Annotated in this window: 10 protein-coding genes; 4 read left to right on the plus strand and 6 right to left on the minus strand. The window is 69.1% G+C overall.

Annotated features, from left to right (window positions below):
- Nucleotides 1-65: 65 nt before the first annotated feature.
- The 3 genes from tal to KW83_RS03580 all read left to right on the plus strand — a co-directional run bounded on the left by tal (nucleotide 66) and on the right by KW83_RS03580 (nucleotide 3,419).
- Nucleotides 66-998: a transaldolase gene (tal, locus tag KW83_RS03565; RefSeq protein ID WP_036174437.1), complete on the plus strand. Its 933-nt coding sequence runs from the start codon at nucleotides 66-68 to the stop codon at nucleotides 996-998.
- Nucleotides 995-2,095: an S-methyl-5-thioribose-1-phosphate isomerase gene (gene mtnA, locus KW83_RS03570; protein WP_036174440.1), complete on the plus strand. Its 1,101-nt coding sequence runs from the start codon at nucleotides 995-997 to the stop codon at nucleotides 2,093-2,095. Before tal ends, mtnA begins: the two co-directional genes overlap by 4 nt.
- Before the next feature lie 103 nt (nucleotides 2,096-2,198).
- Nucleotides 2,199-3,419, plus strand: coding sequence for a glycerophosphodiester phosphodiesterase family protein (locus KW83_RS03580; RefSeq protein ID WP_036174443.1), 1,221 nt, complete (start codon nucleotides 2,199-2,201; stop codon nucleotides 3,417-3,419).
- A 602-nt stretch (nucleotides 3,420-4,021) separates the two neighbouring features.
- Here KW83_RS03580 and KW83_RS03585 read toward each other — a convergent pair.
- Nucleotides 4,022-4,843, minus strand: coding sequence for an alpha/beta fold hydrolase (locus KW83_RS03585; protein ID WP_036174446.1), 822 nt, complete (start codon nucleotides 4,841-4,843; stop codon nucleotides 4,022-4,024).
- A 65-nt stretch (nucleotides 4,844-4,908) separates the two neighbouring features.
- On the minus strand, nucleotides 4,909-5,295 hold the full coding sequence (locus tag KW83_RS03590) for a DUF2147 domain-containing protein (protein WP_036174449.1): 387 nt from the start codon (nucleotides 5,293-5,295) through the stop codon (nucleotides 4,909-4,911).
- A gap of 134 nt (nucleotides 5,296-5,429) precedes the next feature.
- On the opposite strand from KW83_RS03590, the gene hisA reads away from it, so the two are divergent.
- Nucleotides 5,430-6,149 carry a 1-(5-phosphoribosyl)-5-[(5-phosphoribosylamino)methylideneamino]imidazole-4-carboxamide isomerase gene (gene hisA, locus KW83_RS03595; RefSeq protein ID WP_036174452.1) on the plus strand — a complete coding sequence of 240 codons (720 nt, stop codon included), beginning with the start codon at nucleotides 5,430-5,432 and terminating at the stop codon, nucleotides 6,147-6,149.
- Nucleotides 6,150-6,197: 48 nt separating this feature from the next.
- On the opposite strand, the gene KW83_RS03600 is transcribed toward hisA, so the two are convergent.
- Genes KW83_RS03600 through KW83_RS03615 form a run of 4 tightly spaced genes read right to left on the minus strand, consistent with a single transcriptional unit; the run spans nucleotide 6,198 to nucleotide 13,624 of the window.
- Nucleotides 6,198-8,018, minus strand: a complete 1,821-nt coding sequence (locus KW83_RS03600; RefSeq protein ID WP_036174989.1) for an acetyl-CoA hydrolase/transferase C-terminal domain-containing protein — start codon at nucleotides 8,016-8,018, stop codon at nucleotides 6,198-6,200.
- A 4-nt stretch (nucleotides 8,019-8,022) separates the two neighbouring features.
- Nucleotides 8,023-10,098, minus strand: a complete 2,076-nt coding sequence (locus KW83_RS03605) for a 3-hydroxyacyl-CoA dehydrogenase NAD-binding domain-containing protein (protein ID WP_036174455.1) — start codon at nucleotides 10,096-10,098, stop codon at nucleotides 8,023-8,025.
- The gene (locus KW83_RS03610; RefSeq protein ID WP_036174458.1) at nucleotides 10,098-11,381 is read right to left on the minus strand and encodes an acetyl-CoA C-acetyltransferase; all 1,284 of its coding nucleotides are present in this window, start codon (nucleotides 11,379-11,381) and stop codon (nucleotides 10,098-10,100) included. Before KW83_RS03610 ends, KW83_RS03605 begins: the two co-directional genes overlap by 1 nt.
- The gene (locus tag KW83_RS03615; RefSeq protein WP_036174461.1) at nucleotides 11,378-13,624 is read right to left on the minus strand and encodes an acyl-CoA dehydrogenase; all 2,247 of its coding nucleotides are present in this window, start codon (nucleotides 13,622-13,624) and stop codon (nucleotides 11,378-11,380) included. Before KW83_RS03615 ends, KW83_RS03610 begins: the two co-directional genes overlap by 4 nt.
- Nucleotides 13,625-13,704: the final 80 nt, after the last annotated feature.

Genomic DNA, 13,704 nt, shown 5'->3' on the forward strand with positions numbered 1-13,704 from the left:
CTCCACTGGTCCGCGCCGCCCACGACCATTAGACTGGGCCTCAAGCCGAGAGGAAAGGACATACCATGGCCAGCAAGCTCGACCAACTCCGCGAGATGACGATCGTCGTCGCCGATACCGGAGACGTGGATGCCGTCCGCCGCCTCAAGCCTCAGGATTGCACCACCAACCCGTCCATCGTGCTGAAAGCCGTCGGATCGGACTATTTCAAGGACACCGTGTCGGCCGCGGTCGGAAAGGGCGGCGACGCCCCCGACATCGCCGAGAGGCTGACCGTCGCGGTGGGGGCAGAACTGGCCGGCATCGTGCCCGGCCGCGTCTCGACAGAGGTGGACGCGCGGCTTTCCTTCGACACCCGGGCCTCCGTCGCCAAGGCGCACCGCCTGATCGACGCCTATGCCGCGCGGGGCATCGAAAAGGACCGCATCCTGATCAAGCTCGCCTCCACGTGGGAGGGCATCCGCGCCGCGGAAACGCTGCAGAAGGACGGCATCGACTGCAACCTGACGCTGCTCTTCTCCATGGCCCAGGCGCGCGCCTGCGCGGATGCGGGCGTGTTCCTGATCTCACCCTTCGTGGGCCGCATCACCGACTGGTACAAGGCCAGCGACGGCGTCGAAGGCTACGCGCCCGACGACGATCCCGGCGTGAAATCGGTGCGCGAGATCTACGACCACTACAAGTCCAACGGCATCGCCACCGTGGTCATGGGCGCGTCGTTCCGCAACGCCGGCCAGGTCGAGGCGCTGGCGGGCTGCGACCGGCTGACGATCTCACCCGATCTGCTGGACGCGCTGGAGGCCGACGGGGGCGATCTGCCGCGCCGGCTCGATCCCGCCACCGCCACCGGCGACGCCGATCCCATCGACGAGCCGACGTTCCGCTGGGACGTGAACGAGGACGCCATGGCCACCGAGAAGCTGGCCGAGGGCATCCGCAAGTTCCACGCCGACGCGGTAAAGCTGGAGCGGCTGATCTCTGAGCGGCTGGGCGCATGAAGGTCGCGGGACGGCAGTACCGGTCGCTCTGGTGGTCGGCCGAAGAGGGCGCGCTGCAGATCATCGACCAGCGCTGGCTTCCCCACGACTTCCGCATCGACACGGTGCGCACCATGGACGCCTTCTGCGACGCGATCGTTCAGATGCGCGTGCGCGGCGCCCCGCTGATCGGGGCCACCGCAGCCTATGGCATGGCGCTTGCGATGGCGCAGGACGCTTCCGACGCGGCGCTGAACGCGGCCTACGACCGGCTGCACGGCACGCGCCCCACGGCGATCAACCTACACTGGGCGCTGGACCGGGCGCGCGCGGCCCTGCTGCCCACCGCCGCCGATGCGCGGGCCGCCGCGGCGCTGGCGCTTGCCCATCAGATCGCCGACGAGGATGTGGAGATCAACCGCAGGATCGGCCAGCACGGCCTGCCGATCCTGCGCGAGATCGCCGCCGCCAAGCCCCCCGGAGAGCCGGTGCGCGTGCTGACCCATTGCAACGCCGGCTGGATCGCCACGGTGGACTGGGGCACCGCGACCTCACCGCTCTACCAGGGCCATGACGCGGGCATCGCCCTGCATGTCTGGACGGATGAGACGCGGCCCCGCAACCAGGGCGCGCTGACCGCCTGGGAACTGGGCAGCCACGGCGTGCCCCATGCCTATGTCACCGACAACGCGGGCGGACACCTGATGCAGCGCGGGCTGGTGGATCTGGTCATCACCGGAACCGACCGTGTGACCCGCACCGGCGATGTCTGCAACAAGATCGGCACCTATCTCAAGGCGCTGGCGGCGCGCGACAACGGGGTGCCGTTCTACGTCGCCCTGCCGTCGCCGACCATCGACTGGACCGTGTCGGACGGCATCGCCGAAATCCCGATCGAGGAACGCGACCCGCGTGAGGTCACCCATGTCCAGGGCGCCACCGGGGACGGCATCGCCAGCGTGCGTGTGACCCCGGACGGCACGCCGGCGCGCAACGACGCCTTCGATGTGACGCCCGCACGGCTGGTCTCCGCCTTCATTACCGAGCGCGGAGTGGCGGCGGCCTCCGAACAGGGGCTCGCGGCGCTGTTTCCCGAAATGGCGGCGCGCCGCGCCTGACCGGCCTTGCCGCGCGCGGCATGTCATGTTTCCGTGATCCCGATTGCCTAGTACGCTGGGCATGATGGCGGCCCGCCGGGTCGCCGGGACAAGGGAGAGAGAGATGAAGCACCTGATGTTGACCGCCGCGGCGGTTCTGGCCGCCGGGCAGGCCCATGCAGAGGCGCATGACACCGCCGCCGCCAGCGTCGACTACGGGCCCCGCCCCGCCTATCTGGTCGGAAAGCTCGAAGAGGGCGCTCTGAAGGACAAGCTTTCCTCTTGCGCGAACCAGACCGGATCGCAGACCAAGTTTTCCATCGGCCACCGGGGCGCGCCGCTGATGTTCCCAGAGCATACCGTGGAATCGAACCGCGCGGCCGCCGGAATGGGCGCCGGCATCCTGGAATGCGACGTGACCTTCACCGCCGACAAGGAACTGGTCTGCCGCCACGCGCAGAACGACCTGCAAACGACGACCAACATCCTCGTCTCCGACCTGGCCGACAACTGCACCTCCGGTTTCACGCCTGCAGAGGGCGAGACCGAGGCGACCGCCGAATGCCGCACCTCCGACATCACGCTTGATGAATTCCGCACGCTCCGGCCCAAGATGGACAGCTTCGATGCCGCCGCCACAACGCCGGAAGAGTTCCAGGGCGGTGTGGAGCCCTGGCGCACGACGCTCTATTCCAATGACGCGACGCTGCTGACCCATGCGGAGTCCATCGCGCTCTTCGACGAACTCGGCGCGGATTTCACGCCGGAGCTGAAGGCGCCCGTGGTGGACATGCCGTTCGACGGATTCTCGCAAGAGGACTACGCGCAGAAGCTGATCGACGAATACAAGGATGCCGGGATCGACCCGTCCCGCGTCTGGCCGCAGAGTTTCGAGCTGGACGATGTGCTCTACTGGATCGAGAACGAGCCCGCGTTCGGCGCCCAGGCCGTCTATCTGATGGACGAGTACGACACCGAGGGCTACGACCCCGACGACCCCGCGACCTGGCCCAACACCATGGCCGAACTCAAGGGGATGGGGGTGAACTACATCGCCCCGCCGATCTGGATGCTGCTCAAGGCCGAGGGCGGCAAGATGGTGCCCTCTGCCCTGGCGACCGAGGCGAAGGCCGCGGATCTCGGCATCATCACCTGGTCTCTGGAACGCTCCGGCCCGCTGGCGGAGGGCGGCGGCTGGTACTACCAGTCCGTGGCCGAGCTGATCGACGGGGACGAGGACTACCTCAACGTCACCGACGTTCTGGCCCAGGACGTGGGCGTCGCCGGGATCTTCTCGGACTGGCCGGCGACGGTGACCTACTACGCCAACTGCATGGGACTCTGACCCCCCGCGGCCCGGCCCTGACCGGAGACGGCCCGCTCTGGCGCGCGCCGTCTCTGGTCCATCCGGTCGTGGACCACGACCGGGCGAAGAACTGGCCCGGCCACGGCCGCGTGTCAGGTCCGCCAGGCGTTTCGCGGCTGCATCGCTCCCGGCCGCGAGCACGTCGCGCGTCGCAACGGCGTCGCGGACCCGGCCGGGATCCCGCCCTCGCCCGCCAAGCGCCCAGGCCTTGGGCAGAACATCCGGTAGAGCTTTCCGCCTCGACGGTAGTCCACCCAAGGGTCTCCGGGACGCCGCTTGTCGGCGCTCCGCGCGTTCGCGGCTGAGACCCTCCGCCGGAGGGTCTCCGGGACGCCGCTTGTCGGCGCTCCGCGCGTTCGCGGCTGAGACCCTCCGCCGGAGGGTCTCCGGGACGCCGCTTGTCGGCGCTCCGCGCGTTCGCGGCTGAGACCCTCCGCCGGAGGGTCTCCGGGACGCCGCTTGTCGGCGCTCCGCGCGTTCGCGGCTGAGACCCTCCGCCGGAGGGTCTCCGGGACGCCGCTTGTCGGCGCTCCGCGCGTTCGCGGCTGAGACCCTCCGCCGGAGGGTCTCCGGGACGCCGCTCACCCCTTCAGAAAGTCGATGAGATCCTTGTTGAGCCGTTCCGCGTGGGTCGCGGTCAGACCGTGTGGGGCGCCTTCGTATTCCTTTAGCGTCGCGGAGGGGATCGCCGCGGCCGCCGCACGGCCGGACGGCGCGATCGGCACGATTTCGTCGCCCGTTCCGTGCACAACCAAAGTGGGAATGTCGAACGCCGCCATGTCCTGCCGAAGATCGGTATGGCCGAACGCGTCGATGCACGCCAGCGTCGCCCTGGGGGACGCCATCATCGCCATTGTCCAGGTCCAGTGCAGCACGCTGTCGGACACCCCGCCGGCCTGCGTTCCGTTGCCGTAGAAGTTCGGAAAGAAATCCTCCATGAACGCCGCGCGGTCCTTCCTTACGCCCTCCTGCATCTGCGAGAACACCTCGGCGTCCACGCCGTCGGGGTTGTCGTCGGTCTTCTTCATGTAGGGCGCGATGGACGAGATCAGCGCCGCCTGCCGCAGCTTCGACGTTCCGTGACGCGAGATGTAGCGGGCAACCTCTCCTCCGCCCATGGAAAATCCCACGAGGGTTGCGTCGCGCAGGTCGAGCGCGTCGATCACGGACGCCGTGTCATCGGCCATGCAATTGTAGTCGTAGCCGGAAAACGGTTGGCCCGACCGCCCGAAACCGCGGCGGTCGTAGCTGACGACGCGGTAGCCTGCGTCGGTCAGGGCCAGGGCCTGGTGTTCCCAGCTGTCGGCGTTGAGCGGCCAGCCATGGACCAGGATGACGGGGCGCCCATCGCCCCAGTCCTTGACGTAGAGTTCGGTCCTGTCGGCGGTCTGCACAATCGGCATGGTCGGGGCTCCTTGAGATCAGTGTCACCCGCCCAACGCCCGGCCCCAAAGCCCCGTTCCGGCGACTACTGCAGCTTGGTCCAGGTCTGGCTCTTGCAGATCAGCCCGCCGGCGACGCAGCCGGCCAGGTCCATCTTCATGCCGCTTACCTTGGCCTTGCCGTTGTAGACCTTGTCGTTCGCCGGCCGCCAGACCTGGCCCGTGTAGGCGCCGCCGCCCTGCGGGACCATCGCGCGGACGATCTGCTTGCCCTTGTTGGGCGACTCGTATTCCGTTCCGCCCTTGAACGTCCGGGTGATCGTGCCGCAGAACGCCGCTCCGCACGGCTCGATCCGGACCATGGCGAAGGCGCCGTCGTCGGCCTGGGTCTGCCAGATGCCCTCTATGGGATCGGCCACGGCGGTGCCGGCCGCAAGAACCGCCGCGGCGGCAAGACTGAGAACGCGGATCATCGTGGGTCTCCTCCCGAGAAACATGATGACAGAGCGTCGCCGAACCGGGCGCGAAAGCAAGTCTGACGTGAGGTCGCCTTGTCCATGCACGGGCTTGGTGCCACAAGGCGCCGACCCCCTCCCGGAGACGGCCCATGATCCTCTATCCCGCCATCGACCTGAAGGACGGCCAATGCGTGCGCCTGCTGAAGGGTGACATGGCGGCCGCCACCGTGTTCGGCGACGACCCCGCCGCGCAGGCTGCGGCGTTCGAGTCCGCTGGCTGCGACTGGCTGCACCTGGTCGATCTGAACGGCGCCTTCGCGGGCCGCCCGGTCAACGCCGCGGCCGTCGAGGCGATCCTGTCGCGCGTCTCCGTCCCCTGTCAGCTGGGTGGCGGGATCCGCGACATGGCCACCATCGAGCGGTGGCTGTCGAAGGGTCTGGCGCGGGTGATTCTGGGAACCGTCGCCGTGGAGGACCCGGACCTGGTGCGCAACGCCGCCCGCGCCTTTCCGGGCAAGGTCGCGGTCGGGCTCGATGCGCGGGGCGGCCGCGTCGCCACCCGCGGATGGGCCGAGGAGACGGAAATCACGGTCACCGGGCTTGCGCGCAGTTTCGAGGACGCCGGCGTGGCCGCGATCGTCTATACCGACATCGACCGCGACGGCGCGATGGGCGGGCCGAACGTCGAGGCGACGGAGGCCCTGGCCCGCGCCGTCGGGATCCCGGTGATCGCGTCGGGCGGCGTGTCGTCGCTGGACGACCTGGTGCGGTTGCGCGACACCGGGGAGATCGCGGGCGCGATCTCCGGTCGCGCGCTCTATGACGGCGCGCTGGATCTGCGCGCGGCCGTGGCGGCGCTGCGGACCTGAGCCTTTCCGCGCGGTCGCACCAGACGCCGGCCGGTGGGATCTGTGGCGCTACCACCCGGACCGCGCCACCCGTCTGAGCGCGCCGCGCAGCGCCATCGCTGCCGGACCGCGATCTTCTGCGTATCCCATGCGGGACATGGCGGCGGTTTCGTCGGGGTGCGGCGGCAGGGCGAAGGCGGCCCAGAGCAGACGCGCCTTGCCACGCAGGCTCTTGGCCTGGGTCCCCAGATCCCGAAGCGCGGGCAGGAGACGCTGCTCGACCGCATCGAAATCGGTACCGAACGGAAAATCCGGCAGCGCCTTGCGATGCGGCGCCAGCCACTGCGTCACCGTCCGGGGCAGGTTGCGGCGGCACGCCTCCGGGATCCGGTAGCCCTGCGGCAGCTTGCCAGCCGCCTTGGCGCGCGCCACCAGATCGTTCTGGAACCGGCTGTCGGCAATCGCGACAAGCGCGGCGATCACCTGTGCGTCGGGCAGGTCGCGCAGATCCGCGATCCCGTATTCCGTCGCGACGACATCGCGCATGTGCCGCGGCACCGACACGGCCGGCACGGTCCACACGATGTTGCTTTCCGGCACCCCCCCGCTGTCGCGTGTCGCGGGCAGGGCGATGACCGATCGCGCCCCGTCCAGCGCGAAGGCCTGTGCGACGAAATCGAACTGGCCGCCCACCCCGCTGACGACCTGACCGTCGGCCACGCTGTCGGACATCACGTCGCCCAGGGCGGATACCTTCATCGCCCCGTTCACGAACCGCGCGTCGCGGCGGGCGCGGCGCTTGGCGGGCTCATCGCCGTAAAGGGCGTTGGTGAAGCTGACCGGCATCATCGCGATCCCGGCGCGCCGGTCGGGCGGCAGATCGCGCAGTTGCCTGCGGAAGTCGCGCGATCCGACGAAGAATCCGGCATGGATGGCCGCGCCGTCCACCTTGCGGCGGATGACCCCGTCCCGGAACAGCGCCAGAAGCCCGCCGACCAGCATTTCCGTCACCGCGTAGAGGCCCGCCTCGAACGGCCCGCCGGGATCGGGGTCGATGGCGAACGGGCAGTCGCGCTGGATCGCTTCCGCCGCCCCCCGGTCGCGCAGGGACAGCGCATGGGCCACCGCGTCGCCCATGGACCCGATGCCGATCTGAAGCGTACCGCCGTCCACGACAAGCCGCGAGACATGAAGCCCGATCGCGTGATCCACGGCGTCCACGGGGCGGTTCGGCGCGGAGAACGGGGTGACCGGGCCGGGCGGGTCCAGCACAAGATCTACGTCACCGGGCGCGATGGTCGCGCCCGGACCGTCCATGAAGGGCATGTCCGGATTGACCTCGAACACCGCCAGGAAATCCGCCGTGCCGTCCGCGCGAAAGCCAAACAGGTCCGCGGAGATGTCGGTGTTCGACGACAGGCTGAACCGGCCGTCGCGTTCGGCGACAAGCTGCATCACCACATTGGGCGCCCGACGCAGCAGAACGTCGCGCGCGTGGACGTAATTGGCCGAGATATAGGCCTGCTGCGCCGCCGCCACGCCCAGCCAGCGCCCCGCCATGAGGAAGAACTCGTTCACCTCGATATTGTCCGGAAGCTCTCCGGTCCGCATCAGCCGCGCGTAGAGCGGACCGTCCTGCGTGCCGAACAGCCGGTCCATGGCGGGCGACAGGAACCGCCGTTCGACGTCGTTCGACGGCACGGGCCGCTCAAGCGTCAGGGCGGTGAAGATGGACAGCCTGGCGTCGGGGCGGTCCCGGACCGCACGGACCAGCGCATCGGCCAGCGTCACGGGCTTGCCGATCCCCAGCGGCAGCGCCAGGCGGATGTCGCCGCCGGTGCGCCGGATCACCTCCTGCGCGATGGCATCCGCGTCGGTCCCGCGTTGCACGCCGCTATACGTCCGGCCAGCCGGGATCGGGCGCGAACCGCGGTCCGTGGCGGGCGGCAAGCTCCTCCAGGCGGGTGCGGGTCTCGTCCACGCCGCGCGCGCGGGCATGGTGCAGCGGGCCGCCGCGGAAGGGCGCAAAGCCGGTGGCAAAGACCATCGCGGCGTCGAGCTCGTCGGCGTCGCGCACGACACCCAGCCGCAGACATTCCACGCAGGCATCGAGCATGGGCAGGATCAGCCGGTCGGTCATGTCGTCGGGTCCGCCGCCGTCGTCGGGATGCGGCGTGCCGTCCGACCAGTCGTAGAACCCCTGCCCTGCCTTCTTGCCGGTCTCTCCGGCCTCGACCCGTTCGCGCAGACGGTCGCTGATTTCGGCCATCGGCTTGTCGACGCTGCGCTTCAGGCTTTCGGCCACGTCTAGGCAGATATCCAGACCGACCTGATCGGCCAGCGTGACCGGTCCCATCGGCATGCCGAACCGGATCGCGGCCGTGTCGATCCGTTCCTTCGACACGCCCTCGTCCATCAGCACCATCGCCTCCATGAGGTAGGGCATCAGCGCGCGGTTCACCAGGAACCCGGGGTGATCGGTCACCGGCGCCGGCAGCTTGTCGATGGCACCGCAGAACGCCGTCAGCCGGCCGGCCGCATCGTCGTCGGTCGTGTCATGGCGCACGACCTCGACCAGCTGCATCTTCGGCACCGGATTGAAGAAATGCAGACCCGCGAACCGCGCCGGGTCGGGCGCTCCGTCGCGCAGGTCGGCCAGCCGCAGGCTGGAGGTGTTGGTGGCCAGGATGCTGCCGTCCTTCATCCAGTCGCGCAGGGTGGCGTAGATCTCTCTCTTCAGGGCGGCGTCTTCGGGCGCGGCCTCGATCACCAGATCGGCGCGGCGCGCCCCGTAGCCGCGCGGATCCGGCATCAACCGGTCCAGCGCGTCGCGGGTCTCGATCCCGCTCAGATGGGCGTCCTTGCAGATCCGGCGCGCGCGGGCCACCGCGGCCCCCAGCGGGTCCAGCGCGACGTCCTCCAGCGTGACGGTCTTGCCCTTCAGCGCCGCCCAGGCCGCGATCTCGCCGCCCATGGCCCCCGCCCCGACGACATGGACATGGGCGATGCCGTCGGCGCCCCGCGCGATGTCCTTCAGCCGCTGGCGCAGGAAAAAGACGCGGCGCAGGTTGCGCGACGTGTCGGTGTCCAGAAGCGACGCGAAACTCTCGATCTCGGCTGTCTGCATCGCCGCCCGATCGTCTCCGTGACGCTCCCACAGGTCGATCAGCGCGTATGGCGCCGGGTAGTGATCCTGAGGTACCTTCTTCGCGGTCTCCGACCGCATCCGGTCGGCGGCGAGGCGGCGCGCCCGGTCGAATCGCAGCGCGCGGAATTTCAATCCGGCGGCCTCCCGCCCGACGTCGCCGTTCAGAACCGCGTCGATCGCGGCCTGGACGTGACGCTCTTCGGTGACGACATCGGCGATGCCGAGCTTGCGGGCCTTGCCGGTATGCGCGGCCTTGCCGGTCAGCATCAGGGTCATCGCCTCGGTCGGGTCGATCAGGGCAGGCAACCGAAATGTGCCGCCAAGGCCCGGATGCAGGCCCAGCCGCACCTCCGGAAAGCCGAAGGACGCGCCGTCGACGGCGATCCGCCAGTCGCAGGCCAGCGCGATCTCGAACCCCGCGCCCAGGGCCGCCCCGTGGACGACGCAGATCGTCGGGCAGGACAGGTTCTCCAGGCGGTCGAGCACCCCGTGACCCCGGCGGAGAAGATCGGCGGCGCCCGCGTCGCTCATCCGGTCGAAGCCGGAAATATCGGCCCCCGCGGCGAATCCCGCCGTCTTGGCCGACCGGATCACCACCGCGCGGGGCGTGTCCTGTTCGAGGGCCGCGATCTCCGCCTCCAGCGCCTCGATCACGTCCTGCGATACCGTATTGACCGAACTGCCCTGACGGTCGAGCACCAGCCACACGATGCCGTCCGAGATCCCGCGCCGCCACGGACCCCCGCCGGGTTCCGCGGGCCCGAGTTCCAGCGCGGTCTCCCCCAGATGCCGCAGCACCGGGCCGGTCCGTGTTCCGTCCATCACGCCACCTCCAGCAACATCGCGCCGCCAAGTCCGCCGCCGATACATTCCGTGGCGATGCCGCGCCGCTTGCCCTGCCGCCGCAGGGCGTTGGCCAGATGCAGCACGATCCGGTTGCCGCTGGTGCCGACGGGATGGCCCAGGCTGATCGCCCCGCCATCGACATTCAGCCGGTCGCGGTCGATCCGCCCGAATGCCGCATCAAGGCCCAGAACCTCGCGGCAGAAGGAATCGTCGGCCCAGGCTTCGACGCAGGACAGGACCTGCGCGGCGAAGGCTTCGTTCAGCTCCCACAGGTCGATGTCGTCGATCGCCAGATCGTGGCGACGGGCAAGCGGCGTGGAGGCGAGCAAGGGCCCGAGTCCCATGATCGACGGATCGAGTGCTGCCCATTCGGCATCGACCAGACGCGCGATCGGCGAAAGCCGATGCTTTTCCACCGCATCCTCCGAGGCGACGATGACCCAGGACGCGCCGTCGGTGATCTGGCTGGAATTGCCCGCCGTCACCTTGCCATAGGGCTTTTCGAAGGCCGGACCGGGTTTCGACAGCCCCTCCAAATCGCTGTCCGGCCGCACGCCATCGTCCCGATCGTAGGCGTTCCCCTGCGCGTCGAAGGCGGGCATCACCTCGTCCTCCAGCCAGCCTTCGTCCTGCGCGCGCGCCAGACGATGATGGCTCTGCATGGCGTATGTATCGGCGGCCTTGCGGTCGATCCGGAAGCGGTGCGCCAGAACCTCGGCCGTCTGGCCCATGTTCAGGTCGGTGATCGGGTCGGTCAGGCCGCGCTCCAGCCCGACGATGGGCTTGAAGAACTCGGGCCGCAGACCGGTCATCGCGCGGGCCTGTGCGACCGGCCCCTTGGCCTGGGCCATCTGGCCGAACCATTCGACGGCCGATTGGCGCAGCACCAGCGGCGCATGGCTCAGCGCCTCTGCCCCGCCGGCCAGGATGATCTCATGGCTGCCGTCGCTGACGTATCGCCGCGCCGTGTCGATGGACTGCATCCCCGAGCCGCAGTTGATCTGCGTCGTGAAGGCGACCATCCCGGCCCCCAGTCCCAGCCGCAGGGCGGCCACCCTGGCCGGGTTCATTTCGTCCTGAAGGACATTGACGCATCCAAGGATCACCAGGTCGATGGCATCGGCGCCGAAAGGCTGGCGCGCCAGCAGCGGGCGGCCGCATTGCACCGCCAGATCGACTGGCGTGAACGGGCCGGGCTTGCCGCGGGCCTTCAGGAACGGCGTGCGGGCGCCATCGACCAGATAGACGGGGCGGCTCATTCCGCGGCCTCCTTGCTGTCGGGGCGGGGCGTCATCCCGGGATAGAGCTTTGCCAGCGCCTCCGGGGTGAACGCGTCCACGGCGACGACCTGTGCCACCAGGTCCTGCATCGCGGCGATGCGGTCGGCCTCGTCCCGGGTGATGGTCCCGGCCTCGCGACCGGCCTGCGGCGTCTGCCCGGCGTCGCGCAGCCGTTTCGTCAGCGGCGCGCATGCCACCACCCGGTCGTAGCATTCGTTCAGCAGCCGGATGCCGTCGCGCGAACAGCCGCCGTGGACCCGCCCGACGATGCGATCCCGCGACTCCGACGGCGAATAGAGCAGGTCGGACGCGGCTTCGGTCAGCGTGTCGTCGGGTCCAAGGGCGCTGCCGCCGGGCCGCGTGACGAACCGCAGGAGCAGCGACATCCCCCGGGAGGGGAAGTTCATCAGTACCTCGTCCATGGCCATGCGGATACGGGCGATGCCGCGCTCGGCGGCGTATCGGACGACCGGCAGATCCGCCCGGTGCCGTCCGTCGTCCTCCCAGCGCTTCAGCGTCGCGCTGACGATATACAGTTCCGACAGGATATCGCCCATCCGCCCGGTGATCATCTCCCTGCGTTTCAGGTCGCCGCCCATGGTCAGAAAGGCCATGTCGGCGGTCAGCGCGAAGGCTGACGACCAGCGCGACAACTGGCGATAGATGCCCGCGACCGGGCTGGCGGATGGCGCGGGGGCGAACCGCCCGCCGGTCCAGGACCGGCCGAACGCCCGGAAAAGGGTCGCGGCGGAATGCCGCACATGCTTCCAGAAATGCCGGTGAAAGGCCGCCAGACTTTCGTCGTCGTCCTCCATCGCCAGGGCCTTCATCTCGTCCAGCATATGCGGATGCGCCCGGATCGCGCCCTGGCCGAAGATGATCAGGCTGCGGGTGACGATGTTGGCGCCCTCGACCGTGATCCCGATCGGAACCGCGCGATAGAGCGCCTGGAGGTAATTGGACGGCCCGTCGATCACGGCCTTGCCGGAATGGACATCCATCGCGTCGTTGATCGCCTCGCGCATCCGGAAGGTGGCATGCGCCTTCATGATCGCCGAGATCACCGAAAGCGACCGTCCCTCGTCCAGACCCGCGCAGGTCAGCCGCCGGGCGGCATCCATCGAATAGGCGTCGGCCGCCAGTCGTCCCATCCGCTCCTGGATGCCGCCGAACTTGCCGATGGGCAGGCCGAACTGCTCGCGGATGCGCGAATATGCGCCCGTGGTATGCGCCGCCAGCGCGATCGCCGCGCAGCCCATCGACGGCAGGGAGATGCCGCGCCCGGCGGCCAGTGCGCTCATCAGCATCATCCAGCCGCGTCCGGCGTAGTCCGGTCCGCCGATGATATGATCGAGAGGGATGAACACGTCCCGGCCCGTCGTCGGCCCGTTCATGAACATCGTGGCCGACGGGATATGCCGCCGCCCGGTTTCCACCCCCGGCAGGCCGGTGGGCACCAGCGCACAGGTGATGCCGATGTCCTCGCCGCGGTCCAGATGGCCGTCAGGGTCGCGCAGCTTGAAAGCCAGCCCCAGGACGGTGCAGACAGGGGCCAGAGTGATGTAGCGCTTGGCCCAGTTCAGGCGGATGCCCAGGACCTTTTCGCCCTGCCAGTCGCCCATCTCGACGATCCCTTCGTCGATCATCGCGCTGGCATCCGATCCGGCCGCGTCGCTGGTCAGTCCGAATGCGGGAATCTCCTCACCCGTCGCCAGACGTGGCAGCCAGTGGTCCTGCTGGGCATCGGTGCCGAACATGTGCAGCAATTCGCCCGGGCCCAGCGAGTTGGGCACCATCACCGTCACCGCCGCGGCGACCGAGCGGGTCGAGATGTAGCGCACGATCTCGGAATGGGCGAAGGCCGAGAATTCCAGGCCGCCGTGGGATTTCGGGATGATGATACCGAAGAACTTCTCGTCCTTGAGGAATTGCCAGACCCGTGGCGGAAGATCGGCGTCGCGCTGATTGATCGACCAGTCGTCGATCATCCGGCACAGCTCCTCGCATGGCCCGTCGAGAAAGGCGCGTTCCGCCTCGGTCAGCGCGGGCGGCGCGACGCCGGTCAGTTTCGACCAGTCCGGATTGCCGGAGAACAACTCGGCCTCCCACCAGACCTCCCCCGCCTGGAGCGCTTCGGACTCGGTGTCGCTGAGCCGTGGCAGGGCATCGCGCGCCCAGGCGTGGATCGGACGTGTCAGACTGGCACTGCTGAACATGGGCATCGTTTTTCACCTTTCGGCGGCCGTACGGTCGGTGCGGGACGTGCGACTGCCATGTCGGATCCGTCCTTGCCCGGTGGGTA

The organism is Palleronia rufa, assembly GCF_000743715.1.
Classification (GTDB): domain Bacteria; phylum Pseudomonadota; class Alphaproteobacteria; order Rhodobacterales; family Rhodobacteraceae; genus Palleronia; species Palleronia rufa.